Raw genomic sequence first — 18,347 nt, forward strand, 5'->3', positions numbered from 1 at the left:
CCTGGAACAATTCAATCAATTCTTACGACTTAGAAAGTAAGAAAGCAAACACAAACTCACGTCACTCAGGGATACGAAAATGAAACTCTCTCTTAAGTCCGTTGCCCTTCTTTCGATTTCCATTGCAGCCGTTGCTCCTCTTTTCTTAGGTGCGGGTTCCGCTTCGGCTCAACCCATCGGCACTCAAACCGATCGCTTCGATCGTAGCTATGTGGGCGCTGGCGCTTCGGCAGGCGTAACCAATGGAGGACGCACTAACGATGCGGCTGTATTTGGTGGAAACATTCAAGGTCGTTTTGCAGTTCCGAATGCGCCTGTTTCTGTGAGAGGGACTGTCCTCTATACAGGCAAAAACAGCGCTGTGATTCCGACTGTGACCTATGACCTGCCTGTGAGCAGAAACACCAACGTTTATGGCGGTGCAGGCTACTCTTTTGTGCAAAACGAAAATCAGTCTTCTCAAATCGGCAACAAAGACGCGGCGGTAATTACGGCGGGTGTCGAGTCTCAAGTTGCTAAGGGTGTGGTGGTCTACAGCGATGCGAAATATGGCATCAACGCTTACCAAGGTAGCAATTCAGGTGCTTTGAGCGTGCAAGCGGGTGTTGGTCTCAGCTTCTAATCTCAGCTTCTAATTAAAGAAATCGGGTGCAGCTTCCTTTGTGAGATAGCTATCATCTGAACTCCTAACGGCTTCTGATCGGGTGATCGAGGCCGTTTTTTTTGGCTTTTCCCGTCTAAAGAGAGAGGTTAAAGGTGAGAAACTTCGTCATATTGAAATTGAAGACAGATATTGCTTAAAAATACTCGATCGTAAGACGTATTCCTATTAGGAGAAAACCATGACGAATCCTGTCAAAGAAAAGATTTCAACTGATTTGAAGCAAGTTAAAGAAGTGGGACAAGTGCGTACCGATCGCATTCGTGAAATTGTCAGATCTGCGGTTTCTCAAGTGACTTCAGAAGTCAAAATTGGCTCTAGTGAACTGCGATCGATTGTCAAAGATGCGTTTACTTCTGCGCTATCTGGCATTCAAGAGAGTGGTGAACATGTTAAGGAAGAAGTAACCGCTTCGGTGGAAGGCGTGATCGAAGGCATCAGTCGGGCGCGTCAGCAAAAAATTTCTGAAACTGAGTCAGAAGTTAAGCGGCTTCAAGCGCAATTAGACGAGCAAGAAGGCGAACTTGAACAGGAAGTCGAGGAAGGACTCGCGGGACTCAAGGACGCAAGCAAAGACATGTCTGCTGAAGTGCGGGAGCAAATTGAGCAAGCGATCGCTACCATCCGCGACAGTGAGGAGGTTGCTTTGTTGAAGAAACGGTACGCCCAACTGCAAGCGCAAGCGGCCATTTTGAGAGCCAATCTTGCGGCTCGAAGTGAAGGCTATTACGATCGCGCTCAAGAGCATTTAGACGATGCCAAAAAGTGGTACGAACAGGCGCGTCCTCAAGCTGAGTCTCTCAAAGGTCAAGCGGATCAAAAAGCAGCCGAGTTAGAATCAAGTTTGGGTGAAGCAGGAACGGCGTTAGCGAAAAGAGAACGTCAGGTTCGTAAATTGCTCAAAGATCTCCTCAAGCAGGCCACAGATTTGATCAAAGAGTCCGACAAGGAAACCCACAAAGTGAATCACGAGTTGCCGCCTGCTAGAAAGATCGAGCGTGATCGCGAACTGTAATTAACCATGAATTTGCTGGGTTATTTTTTCGCTTCGGTGTTTAACCCTTCAGCCCCCTAAATCCCCCACGAGTGAGGGACTTTGAAGCAAGCTTCCTCTCTTAAAGTCCCCCAGAATGGGGGGTTGGGGGGCAGAAGTTCCAAGCAAGGAAGCGAAAAAATCATTAAACTGACATTGACAGAATCTCCGATCGCTCCAATGCACGGGGATTTTTGCGTTTACTGTAATTTTGAATTACTTAAAGTGTTGCGGTTGGGGTGACTCCTTCGATCGCTTCATCTGCTGTCTCGTAGAGTTCTCGTAGCGTTGTCAGCTTGTCGGGATCGGGTTGCCAAAATCCTCTGCCGTTTGCTTCTAAAAGTCTGCCGACGATGTTGCGAAAGGCTTCTGGGTTTGATTCTTTGAGTCTGTTTGCCATCTCTGAATCGAGCGCATAAGTTTCTGCGGACTGGTCATAAACCCATTGGTCTTTGAAGTCTACGGTGCCACTCCATCCGATTAACGCAGTCATTCGCTGAGAGATTTCGTAGGCACCTCCTGAACCTTGTGTAGCCATCGATTCTGCCCATTTGGGGTTGAGTAATTTGGTGCGGTATTCTAGCCGTAACAGGTCTTCTAAATTGCGTGGTGTGGTGTCTTTTGAGAAACTTTCGACAAAGCTGGCTTGTACCTTTTTACCCTGCTGATTTTCTGCGGCGCGTTTCAGTCCGCCTGTGTTGGCGTAGTATTCTTGAATGTCGGTTAAGCCATATTCCACAGAGTCAATTTCTTGAACGATCCGATCGGTCGTTTTCAACAGCGTTTCTAAGACCTGCGATCGCGCTTCTCCTTTGTCCTTTCTGCCATAGCTGAAGACGTTTCGACCTTGCCAGGTTTGTGCGAGTTCGTCTCCAGATTCCCAGTTTCCGGCAACCACTTGATCGTTGACTAGCGAACCATAGTCGCCTGCTGGATTTGAGAAGAGTCTTGCGGATGCGTTCTCAACTCCTTGCGATCGCAGACTCAAAACATGCTTACGGATGAAGTTTTGGTCTTCTGGCTCGTCTGCGTCTGCCGATCGCTGAAATAGATCATCGAGCAGTTCGATAATGTTGACGAAGCTATCGCGAAAGATGCCCGAAAGGTTGGCTAATACGTCGATTCGAGGATGTCCGACGATTTCGAGGGGCTGCAATTCATAGCGCACAATTCGACCTGTGCCTTCTTTGACGGGGACTGCACCCACCAGTTCGAGCAAGATTCCTAGCGATTCGCCTTTGGTTTTGATGGCATCCAAGCCCCAGAGCATGACGGCTACGGTTTCAGGATAGGTGCCGTGTTCCTGCAAATGTTGGGTGAGGATTTTTTGAGCGATCGCTCGTCCTCTCTCATAGGCAGCCGGAGAAGGCATCCGATAAGGGTCAAGCGCGTGAATGTTGCGTCCCGTTGGCAAAACACCCGCTCCATCGCGCAGCAAATCACCCCCCGGCGCAGGCGGAATGTATTCACCGTTGAGGCCGCGCAGCAGATTCGTCAATTCGTCTGTGTTTTGAGCCAGCAGATTGCGAATTTTGTCGGCTTCGAGAAGCTGATCGCTGTTTAGAATCTCTTGATCAAAGTAGGCGTTGAGGTAGGTTTCTAACGCTTCTGGGTTGGGAGGTTCGCCTAGTGTGTGCAAGCCGGATGAGAAGAGCCGATTTTCGAGAATTTGCAGATATTCGTAGAGTTTGACTAAATACTGATTGAAAGCATCGCGGCTAAAGAGTCCAATGGTTTCTGGCGTGAAGGCAATGCCCAGGCGTTTTGCATCGTCAAAGGGACAGTCGGCATCCAGTCCGGTGTCTGCGATTTTTTTGGCGATCGCACTTCTCAACAAGTCATTCTTTTCGGGATCTTCTCGATATTCTGCGATCAACTCTCTGAGAGACATTAATTCTTTGTATAAGCCCGATCGACCATAGGGCGGCACGTTGTGAGAAATCAGCACGCCATAGCCCCGACGTTTGGCCAGAATCGATTCTGAGGGATTGTTTGCCGCATAAATGTAGAGATTTGGCAAATCGCCCAAGAGAATGTCAGACCACGAATAGCCCGTGTTGCCCAACGGAGAACCCGGCAGCCATTCGACCGTGCCGTGCATTCCAAAGTGAATCAGCGCATTCGCCTGCAAGTCTTTTTGCAACCACTGATAAAAAGCGGCATATTGCGGATGAGGGGTCAAATCTCGCTCAAACATCAGCCGCATCGGATCGCCCGAAATTCCCAACGGGGGCTGTACGCCAATCCACACGTTACCCAGTTGCACTCCGCCCCAAACCAGGTCATCGCCCAACGTCTTGATGCCGCTTCCTGAAAGCGATTTCCACTGTTTTTCGACTCGTGATGTGAGCAGATAGCCGAGCCATTTTTCGAGCTTGCGTGTGGAAATTGAGGTTTGATCAGGGTGAATGTCTGTGTCGGCTGCTTTGACTTGACGAATCAGATCTTCGCCATCTTCGGGCAGATCGCCGACGGTGTAGCCTTGTTCTTTGAGTGCTTTGAGCAGGTTGAGTAGCGATCGCGGCACGTTCAATAAAGCAGCCGTTCCCGTTGCACCATAGCCCGGTGGAAAGTCGTAGAGAATAATGGCGAGTTTGCGATCGCTCGTTGCAGTTTGATGTAGTTGAATCCACTGTTTGAGCCTGCCTGTGAGCCGCTTGACGCGATTGGGAATCAGGTAAATCTTTTCTCCGACCAAGCCGCCCAAGGGAATCGTGTCGATCGCCCCATCCAACTCTGGTAAGGCATACAGTACAACGCTTTGCAATCCGCCGATTCCCTGTCGTGTCCAGGAGTGGATGTCTTGAATTAACAGCGGTGCGGCAACCATATAGGGCACGTTTTTGGCGCTGAGAATCCGTTTGGCAACTTCGATCTGACGACCTGCTTCCATTGAGCCAGCGGGGCCGCCGACTAGCGGAAACCCAATGGTGGAAACGATCGCATCCACAGTCACCGCCTCAGCCGACAACGAGGGCGTTTCTCGAATTCCTTTCTGGCGTTGCGCTTGCTCATAGGTGGTCGTCATCCAATCGCGGACGGCGACATGTCCCTCAACGCCGTTGATAAAAATCGGCAACGGAATCAAACCAGCCTGCTCAAACTGACGAATGAGTTGCGGAATGTAAGGCTGTTTGGTGATGACGTGTTTGCGATAGAGGAGGAGGGCGATCGTGGGAAGGGAGGAAGAGAGGGAGGAGGGAGGAGGGAGGAGGGAGGAGGGAGGAGGGAGGAGGGGGTTTGTTTGGTGGCGTACCAGTCCAAGTACTGTTGGGGAGACTCGAAGTAGCCTGCGTAGTCGGGGTGGAGGAGTCCGATGTTGGGGGTTTCGATCGGGGCTGCAATTTCGCCAATTTCTAGACCGAGGTACTTTTCGGCCAGCGTCCAAAATAGGGCTGCCACGTTGTCGGAGCCGCCTGCATTCCAGTAGCCGTAAACAATTAGCCAGTTTCGCAAATCCTGGACTTTTTGCCCTGGGACAAACTTCAGCAGCTTGGGGCCGACTTTGAGAAAACTAATGTAGCCCGCTAACTTGTCTTCTTCGCGCCCATTACTGAATTTGTCGAGAATGAATTTGACGGGCTTCGGTATTCCTTTGGGCTTGTCACCGATCGCAAATTTGCCCAACTGCGTCAAACTCATCAACTCCAACGCTGACTCAAAGACGAGACGAATGGGAATGCGCTTCACCCGTTCTCTTAGCCACATCACTTGATCGTAGTCAAACAACAAACTTCCAAAAAACACGTCAGCCGTTTGCAGGGCCACTTCGACTTGAGTGGAATTGGAGGCGAGATCGCGATCGCTAAACACCAAAATATCCAAGGCTGGGCACCGTGCCTGAGCAACCTGGGCCGCCTGCCGATAGAGGTCAGCGTTAAATGACTCAAAGCCCGCAATCAAAACAATGCGCTTCATGCCCGTTATTAGCCTGTTGTTGAGAAGTGTGGAGTCTCTCAAGTTTAACGTCAGTCGAAATGACAAAAGCGCTAAAGAGATTGAAGGTTGGACATTAGACTCTAGACCTTGGACATTAGACCTGGGACGGATTCTGAAATCACACGACAAATCTAAGGCAGTTTGGGCACTCTACAGGCATTGACTCCTAGAAATTTTGACGACGATGAATAGAATCAGTACGACGTTGACGAAGGCAGATAGAGAAACGGTGATGGAAGCGATCGCGACGATCAAATCAAAGCTGCCGTTTTTGGTGGGTTTGACGGCGGAGCAGCGTCAGGGGTTGCCCAAGATGGGCGATAAGAGTCGGGCGTTTGTGATTAAGGCGCTGGAGGTGGCGACGCAGAACCCGGACTTTTTGCCTCGTGCGTTTGATTTGGATGAAATGCGGCGCGATGTGGAATTGTTTGAAGCGATGTATCCCATTGTGGTGGCGCTAAGTCAGCTACAGACGTTGGTGGATGATACGACGATGGCGGCGGGGAGTGAGGCGTATGCGGCCGCGTTGCAGGTATATGGTTATGCAAAGGCGAGTGGTCAAGGTGCTGGGCTAGAGGGAGTTGTGGGGGAATTAGGACAGCGATTTCACCGCAAACCTCGCAGACCGAAGAGTGATCAGGCGACAGCGTAGAGATTAGCCCGATCGTTTGGTTTCTGACAACTAATCTTGGAGCTACAAGCTTGAAAGTTGGAGTAAATAACTCGGCTTTTTGAGTTCGTAGCTCTTTTTTTTGAGGTTGGAAGTCGGCTAATTGAGTTCTGAGGTCAAATTCTTGAGTTCTCAACATGGTTAATTGAGTTCTGAGGTCAAATTGTTGAAGTTTGAACCCGGCTGGTTGAGTTCTAAGGTCAAATTGTTGAGGTTTGAACCCGGCTAATTGAGTTTTGAGGTTAAATTATGGAGTAAAAAGCTTGAATGACCGAGTTTTGCACATAACGGTTGCAGGTCTGAAGCTGAAAGGCGCACGTTTGGACGAGAATCATTATGCGTTAGAAACGATAAACACTGTTTCAAGCGGCGGTGGTCAGAGATTGAGTCAGTCTCTCGATCGTTTTGCTACCTTGAATACAATTGAGACGATAGCCGCTTCTGTTCACTTGACCTCGTTGCCCGAAATCATGTCTAGACTCTTGATCACGCAGTATCACGCAGACGTTCAAAAAATTATTCAGTACGGTGGTTCTCGCAATGAGGGCGCAATTAGTGGGGCGTTTTTCAATCTGCTGAATGAGTATTGCAAGACGCGAGACTTTGTTTTGATCGGTCAGTTGGAGTATCCAGCGAAGAATGGCAAGATGGTTCGTCCAGATGGCACCGTCAAGGATGCGCTGCGATTGGATTGGGGATTTTGGGAAAGTAAAGATGAGGATGACGACTTGGATCGAGAGATTGCCAAGAAGTTTGCCAAAGGCTACCCCAATGACAATATTTTGTTTGAAGATTCTCAGACGGCGGTGCTGATTCAGGCGGGTCAAGAAGTATCGCGGGTGTTAATGAAAGATGCCGACGCGCTCGATCGTCTCCTCAGTGCCTTTATCAACTACGTGCGCCCAGAGGTGAAGAGTTTTCGGGAGGCGATCGAGAGCTTTAAGGGTGATCTGCCGACCATTGTTGAGACACTGCGATCGCTCCTTCAGCAGCAGGATCAGACAAACGTTAACTATCAGCAAAGCCGCGATCAGTTTTGGCAGATTTGCCAGGATTCGATTAATCCTGCAATCACTTTATTGGATGTGCAAGAGATGATTATTCAGCACATTTTGACGGAAGATATCTTTCTCACGGTGTTTAGCGAGTCGCAGTTTCATCGCGATAATAATGTTGCACGAGAACTCAACAAGATTATTGATACATTTTTCACTAAAGCGACGCGGAAGAACACGCTGAGTTCTATCGATCGCTATTACACAGTGATCAAACAAAAGGCTGCAAGTATTGCCAACCATCATGAGAAACAGAAGTTTTTGAAGGTGGTATATGAGAACTTTTATAAGGCTTATAACCCGAAGGTCGCCGATCGTTTGGGAATTGTATATACGCCGAATGAGATTGTGCGATTTATGATCGAGAGTGTCGATTATTTGCTGTACAAGCATTTTAATAAGCTGCTGGCTGATCCGGGGGTGAAGGTGCTTGACCCAGCGACGGGAACGGGCACTTACATCACAGAGTTGATCGAATATTTGCCGCACGACAAACTTAAGCATAAATATCAGCATGAAATCTTTTGTAATGAAGTGGGTATTTTGCCTTACTACATTGCCAACTTAAATATTGAATTTACTTATCAGCAAAAGATGGGTGAATATGAGGAGTTTCAAAATATTTGCTTTGTCGATACGTTAGATCACACCAGTTTTGAAGGGAAGCAGGGTGATTTGTTTGCAATGAGCATTGAGAACACGGAGCGAATTAAACGTCAGAACGATCAAGAGATTTTTGTAGTGATGGGTAATCCTCCTTACAACGCCAATCAAGCAAATGAGAACGACAATAATAAGAACCGTGCTTATCAGGAAATAGATAAGCGAATTAAAGCAACTTACATTAAGCAGAGCAAAGCTCAGAAGACGAAGCTTTATGATATGTACTCTCGCTTTTTTAGATGGGCAATGGACAGGCTAGAAAAGAATGGAATTCTTGCATTTATCACCAACTCTTCTTTCGCTGAGACAAGAAATTTTGACGGATTCAGAAAAATAGCTGCTGAAGAGTTTAGCGAGATATATGTTGTTGACTTGGGAGGAAACGTTAGAGCAAATCCTAAACTTTCAGGAACGAAGAACAACGTGTTCGGTATACAAACAGGCATAGCTATCAGCTTCATGGTTAGGCGTGATGAAAGCAATTCTTCATCTTCTTGCACAATTCATCATCATCGTAGACCCATGCTTGATACTACTCAGGATAAGCTTAAGTTTCTCTTAAATAATCGCTTTCAGGAAATCAGCTTTGAACACATTATCCCTGACGAGAACGGCGATTGGTTCGGTGTTAAAAATGAATTATTTGATTCATTCATCTCCATTGCAGACAAATCTTTTGATTCCTTATTAGAACCTGAAAGTATCTTCTTTTCTTACTCGCTTGGGATATCAACTAATAGGGATGAGTGGGTTTACGATGCCAATCAAAAATCACTTCTAGCCAAAATGAAATTCTTCTGCGATTTCTACAATTCAGAAACCTCGCGATATAAGAATAGTAGCAAGTTGCATGACCTTGATGAATTTGTAGATGCATCCAAAATCAAATGGAGTGAGCAGCTTAAAAAAAGATTGAAAAACGGCGAAAAAATTACCTATAACGAGGTTCATATTCGTAAAGGTCTTTACAGACCCTTTATTAAACAATATCTCTACCTTTCTGCCCAAGCAGTAGATCGACCCGGCAAAAGCTTCAGCTTTTTTCCAGAAGACCAAGACTTAACAAATCAAGCAATCTGGTTCAAGGTTGGTTCTGAGACTCCTACATTCTCTATCGCAATTGATACAGTGCCAAACTTGCTTACTCAAGGAGGCTCTCAATATTTTTCGCTCTATCGCTACGAAAAAGACGGAACCCGCATCGACAACATCACCGACTGGGGCTTAACCCAATTCCAAACTCACTACAACAACCCCAACATCACCAAACAAAACATCTTCCACTACACCTACGCCGTCCTTCACCATCCCGCCTACCGCACCAAATACGAACTCAACCTCAAACGCGAATTCCCCCGCCTGCCCTTCTACGACAACTTTGCCCAATGGGTCACATGGGGAGAGCAATTGATGGAACTGCACATCGGCTATGAAAGCGTCGAGCCATTTGGATTAGTTCGGAAAGATCAGGGAGATGAGGAAGCAAAGACACCCAAAGCTAAACTCAAAGCAGATAAAGCAAACGGTGTGATTATTCTCGACGAAATGACCCGCCTAGAAGGCATACCCGCGATCGCTTGGGACTATAAACTCGGCAACCGTTCCGCTTTGGAATGGATTCTTGACCAATACAAAGAGAAAAAGCCTAAAGACCCCACGATCGCTGCTAAATTCAACACTTACCGTTTCGCTGACTACAAAGAACAAGTGATTGACTTGCTCGATCGAGTTTGCACCGTCAGCGTCGAAACCATGAAAATAATTCAACAGATGCTAGACGTGTGAAAACTTTCCAAAACAGGGTTAGAGAAAGCGACTCTTTTGGAGAACTGCAAATAAATAGCAGCCATTTGGTACGATCGAGATCAAACTCGACGCTTAAAACGGAAGGAGAGAGTATGCCTGAGCTGAGCCTAGATCAAAACCAACTCAAGGAAATTTTGAAAGCAGCGATCGTAGAAGTTCTTCAAGAGAACAGAGAGGAATTTTCTGAACTGCTTGCCGAAGCACTAGAAGATATTGGGCTACAGCAGGCGATCGTAGAAGGCGAAACTACAGAGTTAGTTAGCAGAGAAGCGATTTTCAAAGTTCTGGGATCGTAGTTGTGGAAGTATTCTTTAGAAAAAGCTTTGAGAAAGATTTAGGCAAACTGCGAGACGAAACATTGCTTACGAAAATCAAAGCGCAGATCGAATGCGTTGAAAGTGCTGAGACCTTGCAAGACGTGAGTAACCTCAAAAAACTCAAGGGCGAAGTCAATCACTACCGGATTAGGATTGGAGATTACAGAATTGGACTAACTGCTGATGAGGACATTATCACCTTCGTAAGAGTTTTACATCGCAAAGAGATCTACCGATACTTTCCTTAGCATCCCTTTCAAAAGCTCCTAAAGCAAATGTCTCTGCACAAACGATTAGCAGACGCAAAAATGGCTTTAGACAAAAAGACGATCGAGCAGCAATCAAAGTCACCGATCGCCAAATTGATCAGTTAGTTTATGAATTGTATGAGTTGACCGAGGCAGAGACGCGATCGTAGAGGGTAAATAACTCTAATTCATTAGCTACGATCGACTGGATAAACCAGCAACTCAAAGCACTCGACCTACAACTAGAGACATTTCAGGAAAACCATGAAAGCCGTCAAAGCCACCGGAAGCATTAACGAACAAGGTCAACTTTTGTTAGATCATCCCTTAACTGCCAGTAAAAATAGCCGCGTTGAAGTCATCGTTCTCATCCTGGAAGAACCAGATAGCGACGAAACCGAGCAGACCAAAGAAGCCATCCTAGAAGATTTTCGCCAATCGTGGCACCAAGCGATGACCGGACAAACCATTCCCGTTGCTCAGATTTGGGACAGTATCGACGATGACTGAGCCTCTGATTATTCAAGTCGAAGCATCCCCAGTCTTCAATCGCAACCTACGCACACTTGCAAAAAAATATCGCGATATTCGTCGTGACATTGAGCCGATTATCGAACAGCTTGAACTTGGAGAACTCCCCGGCGATCGAGTTCCTGACACAGGGTATGAAGTCTTCAAACTACGAATCAAAAATAGCAACATTCAAAAAGGCAAAAGCGGCGGCTATCGTCTTCTCTACTACGTTAAAACTGCAACAACCATTATTTTATTAACCATTTACACTAAATCTGAACAAGTCAATATTGCTGCGGATGATCTTAGACAAATTATTTTAGATTATGACCAACGCGAAGTGTAAGTCCAGTGACCGCACTGCTACGATCCTCTCAGCGTCTAGAAACTAATGGAGAGCCTAATGAGCGTTTGGAACTATAAGCCCTGGTGGTGTCAGCCGTGGTCGATCGGGCTTACAGGCGTGACGGCGATCGCTGCCAGTTGGCTGCTATTCAAACTCATTTGGCTGACGGTGCTGGTTGCGATTCCGATGGTGACGTGGATGGGCTTTTTTATACTCGTCTATCCCCGAATGATGCAGTCCAGTTTAGAAGAATACGCTCGTTCAACTTCTGATGAGAACTCGATCAAATAAAAAGATTTACTTGACGCGGATCAAAATTCCAGATATTCTCTCAAATCAAGGACACCTTTTCTTCACCAGGAGGTTGTCTGGTCGCCCAAAAAATCTAGTCTGTCGCCACCCAAAGTTGTTAGCGCAACAGAGGGCAGCTAACCCACGAGACTGTACAGGCAGTCCGGAGGGCTAATGGAGAATTTTATCACTCCTTTGGCCGCTCTGACTTGTCACGATCGTCGGGGCGGCTAGTTTTTTGGGTTTCTTCAGAAACTTAAAATTGGAGTACCCACATGGCAGAGCGCTTATTGAACGCTGGCTTTTGGCTGTGCGATTTCGCCTATGCATTTCTAGAATTGATTCAACGCCGTTTCCTTCCCGACACCATTCCCCGTTTCACAATTACTTCACTTCGCATTCCGCTTCAGGATCTTTTACCTGACGTTGCCATTCCTCACTCTGATGAGTTTGAAATCCTGCGGGTGTTAATTATCGGTTCCTCAGACGGTGTGACCGAAACGATTCAAAATCTCCACGTTCGACGATTTGCGAATGCCACAGACTGGAGTCCCTTGCTGCCTGCGCCCTCGTTTGGCGAGGTGATGAGCATTCTCACCCGACAGCGCCGCAAATTAGCTGAATCGTGAGTTTTTGAGGTGACTGAGTTTCTTTCGCTTTGCTGATTGCGTCTTCTGCCCCCCAACCCCCCAATTCTGGGGGACTTTCGGATAACCCTTTCGATAAGCATTCTTGTTCAAAGTCCCTCACTCGTGGGGGATTTAGGGGGCTGCCCGATTCCACAACCGTAGCAAATAGCCCGATCTGAGTTACCCGCAAGGGGTCGCTTCGAGTTACCCGCAAGAGGTTGCGTTTCTTTCGCTTTGTTGATTGCGTCTTCTGCCCCCCAAGCTGCCAATTCTGGGAGACTTTCGGATAACCCTTTCGGATAAGCATTCTTGTTCAAAGTCCCTCACTCGTGGGGGATTTAGGGGGCTGCCCGATTCCACAACCGTAGCAAATAGCCCGATCTCTTTGAGTTACCCGCAAGGGGTCGCTTCCAGTTACCCAAAGGGATCGCTTCACGTCACCGCCACTGCCAAATTGGGTCGTCAATTCCCGCCTCTCGAAAGCCTCGATCGCGCAACAAACAGGCGTGACACTTTCCACAGCCACCTTTGACCCCGGCGTAACAGGTGTGAGTCAGCGACATCACTTCCTCAAAACGATCGCCCAACACCTCCCGCGCCAACTGCACCGAGTCTGCCTTGGTCAAATTCATTAACGGCGTGTGAATTTCAAAAGCATGGGGTTGACCATAGAAGCCTTCACCGAGCGCTATCGCCATTGCATTCACAAAACTTTGACGGCAGTCCCAATAGCCCGCAAAATCGGTTTCACACACCCCAATAAAAATGTCTCGAATTCCTAAACAAACAGCCCGATTAGCAGCCAGCGTCAAAAATAGAATATTACGTCCTGGAATGAAGGTCGATTCAACGCCTGTGGGCAGTTCCTCTACAGACGCATACTCGTCCAGCGACGCATCACTGACTAGCGGACTTGTGCTGCTGAGAATCGAACCGATCGCGCTCACATCATGCTTGAGATTCAACGCTTTGGCAACGGCGATCGCGCTTTCCAATTCAATCAAATGACGCTGCTGATAATCAAACGTCACGGCGTGGACTTCTTGAAACTGCTGAAGCGCGATCGCGGCACAAGTCGTAGAGTCCTGACCGCCAGACAAAATAACGAGCGCTTTAGAAGAAGACATAAGATTTGCCCCAAGACCACAGACGTAGAACGATAGACTAAAAACGGTTCGCTCAGACGAATCACTCCACAAGAAAAGGTTAGCCGTTGTCCAAAGTTCCTCAAAATTCTCGTCAGTTGGCATTTTTTGCGCTGCGATCGGTCTATCAGGGTGCGTTTGCCGATGTTGCGCTCGATCAGGGGTTGCGTCAAAGTGGGCTACCCGATCTCGATCGTCGTCTGGTGACAGAATTGGTCTATGGGTCGGTGCGTCGTCAGCGATCGTTGGATGCTCTGATCGATCAGTTTGCCAAAAAGAAAGCCATTCACCAGCCGCCCGATCTGCGCGTGATCTTGCATCTAGGATTTTACCAACTGCGCTATCTCAATCAAATTCCCGCTTCGGCTGCGGTCAACACCACGGTAGATTTAGCCAAACAAAATGGCTTCCCCGGACTGACCGGATTTGTGAATGGACTCTTGAGACAATACCTGAGAGCCAGTGAAACCGCTGACCCGCTTCAACTGCCCAACAATCCTATAGAACGATTGGGAATTTTGCACAGCTTTCCCGATTGGATTGTACAAGTCTGGTTTGATCAGTTTGGACTAGAAGCGACCGAAGCCCTGTGTGACTGGATGAATCGATCGCCCCAAATCGTCTTGAGAATCAACACCCTAAAAACCACCCTAGAAACGGTCGAATCCGCACTCCAAACGGCAGGCATTCAAACTCAGCGAGTCCCTCATGTGCCCCAGGCGCTCCAGCTTCAAAATCCAGGCTCCATCCAAAAACTTCCCGGCTTTCAAACTGGCGATTGGATCGTCCAAGACAGCAGCGCCCAACTGGTAAGTTACCTTCTCGACCCCCAGCCAGAGGAAACGATCGTCGATGCCTGTGCGGCCCCCGGCGGCAAAACCATGCACCTCACAGAACTGATGAGCGATCGTGGCACCGTTTGGGCCGTTGACAAAACCCCGTCTCGCCTCAAAAAACTGAGAGAAAACGCCGATCGCTTGGGCTTACAGTCGATCCAGATTTGCACAGGTGACAGTCGAGCGTTACCTCAATTTGTGGGGAGGTGTGATCGCGTTCTAATCGATGCGCCCTGTTCGGGACTGGGCACTTTAAATCGTCACGCCGATGCCCGTTGGCGACAAACCCCCGACTCGGTTTTAGAACTCGCCCAACTTCAGAAAGCGATTCTCAATCACGCCGCCACCTGGGTCAAATCCAACGGCAGTTTGGTGTACGCAACCTGCACTTTACACCCCGCCGAAAATGAGCAAATCATCCAAAATTTCTTGACTCAGCAGCCGGAGTGGAGGGTCGATCGACCTGAATCTACTCCCACACTTGCCCCATTTTTCACATCTGAAGGCTGGGCCAAAGTGCTACCTCATCACCATAATATGGATGGCTTTTTTATGGTCAGGCTGACGAAGGGATGAGGGATGAGGGATAACTTTGCTCCGCTTGGCGAGGAGGGGTAAAAAGTGAATAAACGTGAATTATTTTGTAAAAGGGGTGGGTAGGATGAAAAGAATTAGAGAGTCGGTTGGTCTGTGTTTCGCAGCAATTTTTCCAGCCCTTCATTCCTCATCTCAATCTATGAATCCTCAGCAAAACGTCAAAACTCTGGTCAAAATCTTGATTGGAACGGCCTGGTTAGATGGCAAAATTCAGCCCGAAGAGCGTCAGTATTTGCAGCAAATCGCCACCGAAAAAGGAGTCGCAGACGACCTAGAAATTCAACCTCTGCTGTATGAATTTCGGGCGGTCAAGCCAGACGAATGCTATGAGTGGGTGAGAGAATATTTAGGCGATCGTCCTTCTTCTGAAACCTGCCAAAATCTGATCGAAGCCATCAGCGCACTCATTTATCGCGACGGAACGATCGCCACCGAAGAAGCCAAACTACTTGCGAGACTCCAACTGCTGGACTCTAGCAGCGATTCTGAATCCATTTTTGACAAAGTTTTGACCGAAATTCGCAAACTCTACCAACGAGGAATGAGCAAACTGTAGAGATCAGCCAGACGCGAGCCTCTCTACAGTTCAATATCACTCAAATCAATATCACTCAAATACTTATAGACCAGGCGTTTCTTCTTTTTTGACTTCGGGCACTACATCAGGACGCTCTTTGTCTTCCCAGCCAACCGGACGCTTTGAGTTGTACCAAGCAAGCGACCCGATCGACACCGCCGCAATAAAACCAACCACATAAACCGCCGTAAACGACACCGGAAAATTCATGCCAGTTGCGCTAGTCGCATCATTCAAAACAGCTAAGATATCCATTTGCAAAATTCCTCTTAAACTTTACTAGGGTCAGATTACAAGAGCGAGTGGACGACGACATCTCTCACAGGTACGATCCCCAGATTAAGCCAATCGATCGAAGGAAGCAATCATTTTAGTTTTACAGCGCTTAATTGGGGGGAGGCAGCGGATCAGCAGCAGGTGGGGCCGGTTCAGGCGGTGGAGCTTCTTGGGGAGCAGGCTCAGGCGGCGGGGCAGACGATTCGGGAGGCGGGGCGGCTTCTGGCTCAGGGGGAGGAGGAGCCGGAGTCGGATCAGAAGATTCACTACGAGGCGGTTCAGAATAAGGGCGCTCGGCTGGCGGCTCTTCATAGCTGCGCCCACTTCGAGACTCTTCGGGATCAGGCGAATTGCCCAACGAGAGCGATCGCTGCGGTTTGACTGGCTGTGCTTTGATCGACCCCTTGCGATCGTCCAGATTACTAGGAATTTCAGCGAACTTTTGCACAGGCATTCCGCTAATCGCCTCTTTCATAAACTCCTGCCACGCATAAGCAGCCGTACCGCTCGATCCCCACGTGGGTGAGTTGTCATCGTTGCCCAGCCAGACTCCAGTCACCACTTGCGGAATAAAGCCAATAAACCAGAGATCGCGTGCTTTCTCAGAGGTGCCTGTTTTTCCGGCGACGGGGCGATCGAGACTGGCAGCCCGCCCGGTTCCCTCGTTAACTACATTTCTCAACATCCAGGTCGAAATTGCTGACGTTTCTGCATCCAGGACGCGCTTTGGCTTGTAATTTGCGTCATACAACACTTGACCCTTGCTGTTGAGGATACGCCGAATGCCATGTGGCTCGATCGCATTGCCTTGAGCAGCCAGAGTCCCGTAGGCGCTAACCAACTCCAGCAGATTGACCTCATAGGCACCCAACGCCAGAGAATAGGTTGGCTCCAGCTTAGAGCGAATGCCCATCCCCTTTGCCAGCTTGATTGCAGGCTCAAACCCGACATCGATCAAGACTTTCACCGCAATCACATTCACCGAGTTGGTGAGCGCATCTCGCATACTCATCCAGCCGCGAAACTTGTTGCTGTAGTTTTTGGGCTGATAGCCGTCTACCGAAAATCGCTCATCCAGGTAAGACCGATACGGTGAAAAGCCCGCTCCGATCGCGGCCGCATAGACAAAGGGCTTAAAGGTTGATCCCGGTTGCCGTTGAGCCTGAGTCGCCCGGTTAAACTGACTTTCTTTGTAAAAATCGTAGCCACCGACCATTGCCCTGATTTCACCTGTGCGGGGGTCGATCGACACCAGGGCCGCCTGCTTAAAGTTTTGCCCGGCCCCATCCACCTCAATCGCGTTTTTGATCGCCTTGTCAGCCGCCTTTTGAAACTTAGGACTGAGCGTTGTCTCGACCGTAATGCCGCCTGCGGCCAGGGCTTCCTTCTTAACCAATTTGGGCAACTGCTGCTGCACATAGTAGGTAAAGTACGGCGAGTCACTCTGGATTTTTTTAGGTTCGCTCGGTTTGACCGTCAGCGTTTCAGCCTTCGCCTTTTCTACTTCCAAGGGGGTCACATAGCCCGCTTCGAGCATCTTATCCAAGACAACGTTACGCCGTTCACGCGCTTTGTTTAGACTAACCAATGGAGAATAAAGGCTAGGGGCAGGGGGCAATCCGGCGATCGTCGCTGCTTCTGAAAGGGTCAACTGACTCAGCGGCTTGCTGAAATAAATCCAGGCTGCATCCGCCACCCCATAAGCATTTGAGCCGAGGTAGACGACATTCAAATACTTTTCGAGCAGCTTTTTTTTATCGACTTCTCGCTCTAATTTTTGGGCTAATAGCGCTTCTTTGACTTTGCGCCCAAGACTGCGATCTTGATTTAAGAAGACGACTCGCGCCACCTGCTGAGTAATGGTACTACCGCCTTCGACCAGCCCGCCTGACGTGAAATTTCGCACCATCGCCCGAACGATCGCCTGGTAGTCTACGCCCTTATGCTCATAAAAACGGCGATCCTCAGAGGCGACAAAGGCATTCACCACCTGTTTGGGCATTTGATCGATCTGGGTTTTCTGGCGAGTGGCCGGCCCCAATTCGTGCAAAACAGTCCCATCAGAGGCTCTAATGGTCAGCGTTCCCGGACGCGCAAACGAGGCTAAATCAGCGGGATTGGGAAGGCTGCGATCGATCTCCCAGGCGGCCAGCCGAAACAGCCCAAACCCACCCACCAGTAGCCCAACTAATAGAAATCGCTTCCGCACGATCGGATTTTTGAGCGGCGGCGGCAGTTTTTGCTCAAATTTTTGAACCTGCTGTCCCGTTTTGCTGAATCGAGCCTGTAGCCCCCCCAGTTTAAGGGTTTCGAGCAGCTTGCCCAATCTCCGACTCTTGCGGCGACGAGTCCGTGAACCGGGCCGTCGATTTTGTTCGTTTGTTCCGTCAGTCATGGCTTCCGGCCTGGTTGCTTGGGAGTCGTCTCTGGATATCCCTTTGCGTTTTGAGCCATCCTTTGTCACGTTGAGTGCCTCATCACACCAAAGTTACCGCTTGCGCCTCAGTAGATTCAGAGATGTCAACGTGAGCGGTTTCACTTTGTACAGCGCTAACTGAGGATGGAATCACAATCTGAGTTTCAGGTTGACCGAAAGTGTCGATTCAGTCAACCGTATTATCAAAATGTGATGACTTCTAGAGATTCAGGAATTAAACTGCTGCCTCGCCTGTGGAGTCTTTGAGGTCAGTTTACAAGAAGTTTGGGAATAAATGTGAAGATTTGCAAGAAAGATGTCCTTTAGAA

The 18,347-nt window shown here is 48.6% G+C and carries 17 protein-coding genes; 12 read left to right on the forward strand and 5 right to left on the reverse strand.

What is annotated here, in order from left to right:
- The first annotated feature begins 79 nt into the window (after positions 1 to 79).
- Together ACKFKH_RS18785 and ACKFKH_RS18790 are read left to right on the forward strand one after the other, a co-directional pair.
- Positions 80 to 622 (forward strand): outer membrane beta-barrel protein, encoded by a 543-nt coding sequence (locus tag ACKFKH_RS18785; RefSeq protein WP_446859861.1) that lies wholly within the window; start codon positions 80 to 82, stop codon positions 620 to 622.
- Between the two features lie 220 nt (positions 623 to 842).
- Positions 843 to 1,676 carry a histidine kinase gene (locus ACKFKH_RS18790; RefSeq protein ID WP_446859862.1) on the forward strand — a complete coding sequence of 278 codons (834 nt, stop codon included), beginning with the start codon at positions 843 to 845 and terminating at the stop codon, positions 1,674 to 1,676.
- A gap of 238 nt (positions 1,677 to 1,914) precedes the next feature.
- Here ACKFKH_RS18790 and ACKFKH_RS18795 read toward each other — a convergent pair whose 3' ends face one another.
- Positions 1,915 to 4,866: a cobaltochelatase subunit CobN gene (locus tag ACKFKH_RS18795; RefSeq protein ID WP_446859909.1), complete on the reverse strand. Its 2,952-nt coding sequence runs from the start codon at positions 4,864 to 4,866 to the stop codon at positions 1,915 to 1,917.
- Positions 4,779 to 5,612, reverse strand: a complete 834-nt coding sequence (locus tag ACKFKH_RS18800; protein WP_446859863.1) for a DUF3479 domain-containing protein — start codon at positions 5,610 to 5,612, stop codon at positions 4,779 to 4,781. The genes ACKFKH_RS18795 and ACKFKH_RS18800 overlap by 88 nt, the downstream gene beginning before the upstream one ends.
- 205 nt (positions 5,613 to 5,817) lie before the next feature.
- Here ACKFKH_RS18800 and ACKFKH_RS18805 point away from each other — a divergent pair, with 205 nt between their 5' ends.
- The 8 genes from ACKFKH_RS18805 (at position 5,818) to ACKFKH_RS18840 (ending at position 12,171) form a co-directional block, all read left to right on the forward strand.
- Positions 5,818 to 6,285, forward strand: a complete 468-nt coding sequence (locus ACKFKH_RS18805) for a hypothetical protein (protein ID WP_446859864.1) — start codon at positions 5,818 to 5,820, stop codon at positions 6,283 to 6,285.
- A 281-nt stretch (positions 6,286 to 6,566) separates the two neighbouring features.
- Positions 6,567 to 9,806, forward strand: coding sequence for a type ISP restriction/modification enzyme (locus ACKFKH_RS18810; protein ID WP_446859865.1), 3,240 nt, complete (start codon positions 6,567 to 6,569; stop codon positions 9,804 to 9,806).
- 113 nt (positions 9,807 to 9,919) lie between these two features.
- Complete coding sequence (locus ACKFKH_RS18815; protein WP_446859866.1) at positions 9,920 to 10,123, forward strand: hypothetical protein; 204 nt, start codon at positions 9,920 to 9,922, stop codon at positions 10,121 to 10,123.
- Between the two features lie 2 nt (positions 10,124 to 10,125).
- Positions 10,126 to 10,392: a type II toxin-antitoxin system RelE family toxin gene (locus tag ACKFKH_RS18820; protein WP_446859867.1), complete on the forward strand. Its 267-nt coding sequence runs from the start codon at positions 10,126 to 10,128 to the stop codon at positions 10,390 to 10,392.
- Positions 10,393 to 10,656: 264 nt separating this feature from the next.
- Positions 10,657 to 10,902 carry a type II toxin-antitoxin system RelN family antitoxin gene (locus ACKFKH_RS18825; RefSeq protein ID WP_446859868.1) on the forward strand — a complete coding sequence of 82 codons (246 nt, stop codon included), beginning with the start codon at positions 10,657 to 10,659 and terminating at the stop codon, positions 10,900 to 10,902.
- Positions 10,895 to 11,251 (forward strand): type II toxin-antitoxin system RelE/ParE family toxin, encoded by a 357-nt coding sequence (locus tag ACKFKH_RS18830; protein ID WP_446859869.1) that lies wholly within the window; start codon positions 10,895 to 10,897, stop codon positions 11,249 to 11,251. The genes ACKFKH_RS18825 and ACKFKH_RS18830 overlap by 8 nt, the downstream gene beginning before the upstream one ends.
- A gap of 57 nt (positions 11,252 to 11,308) precedes the next feature.
- The gene (locus ACKFKH_RS18835) at positions 11,309 to 11,542 is read left to right on the forward strand and encodes a DUF6737 family protein (protein ID WP_446859870.1); all 234 of its coding nucleotides are present in this window, start codon (positions 11,309 to 11,311) and stop codon (positions 11,540 to 11,542) included.
- A gap of 275 nt (positions 11,543 to 11,817) precedes the next feature.
- Positions 11,818 to 12,171: a hypothetical protein gene (locus ACKFKH_RS18840; RefSeq protein WP_446859871.1), complete on the forward strand. Its 354-nt coding sequence runs from the start codon at positions 11,818 to 11,820 to the stop codon at positions 12,169 to 12,171.
- Between the two features lie 437 nt (positions 12,172 to 12,608).
- Here ACKFKH_RS18840 and queC read toward each other — a convergent pair whose 3' ends face one another.
- Positions 12,609 to 13,298, reverse strand: a complete 690-nt coding sequence (gene queC, locus ACKFKH_RS18845; RefSeq protein ID WP_446859872.1) for a 7-cyano-7-deazaguanine synthase QueC — start codon at positions 13,296 to 13,298, stop codon at positions 12,609 to 12,611.
- Positions 13,299 to 13,384: 86 nt separating this feature from the next.
- Here queC and ACKFKH_RS18850 point away from each other — a divergent pair, with 86 nt between their 5' ends.
- Both ACKFKH_RS18850 and ACKFKH_RS18855 read left to right on the forward strand, forming a co-directional pair.
- Entirely contained in the window at positions 13,385 to 14,728 is a 1,344-nt protein-coding gene (locus ACKFKH_RS18850; RefSeq protein WP_446859873.1) for a 16S rRNA (cytosine(967)-C(5))-methyltransferase, read from the forward strand.
- Between the two features lie 160 nt (positions 14,729 to 14,888).
- Positions 14,889 to 15,305 (forward strand): tellurite resistance TerB family protein, encoded by a 417-nt coding sequence (locus ACKFKH_RS18855; RefSeq protein ID WP_446859874.1) that lies wholly within the window; start codon positions 14,889 to 14,891, stop codon positions 15,303 to 15,305.
- A 63-nt stretch (positions 15,306 to 15,368) separates the two neighbouring features.
- Here the strand turns inward: ACKFKH_RS18855 and psb35 are convergent, their stop codons facing one another.
- Positions 15,369 to 15,581, reverse strand: coding sequence for a photosystem II assembly protein Psb35 (gene psb35, locus ACKFKH_RS18860; protein ID WP_446859875.1), 213 nt, complete (start codon positions 15,579 to 15,581; stop codon positions 15,369 to 15,371).
- A gap of 130 nt (positions 15,582 to 15,711) precedes the next feature.
- Positions 15,712 to 17,997, reverse strand: coding sequence for a transglycosylase domain-containing protein (locus tag ACKFKH_RS18865; RefSeq protein ID WP_446859876.1), 2,286 nt, complete (start codon positions 17,995 to 17,997; stop codon positions 15,712 to 15,714).
- Positions 17,998 to 18,347 lie beyond the last annotated feature (350 nt).

The organism is Phormidesmis sp. 146-20, from assembly GCF_052939475.1.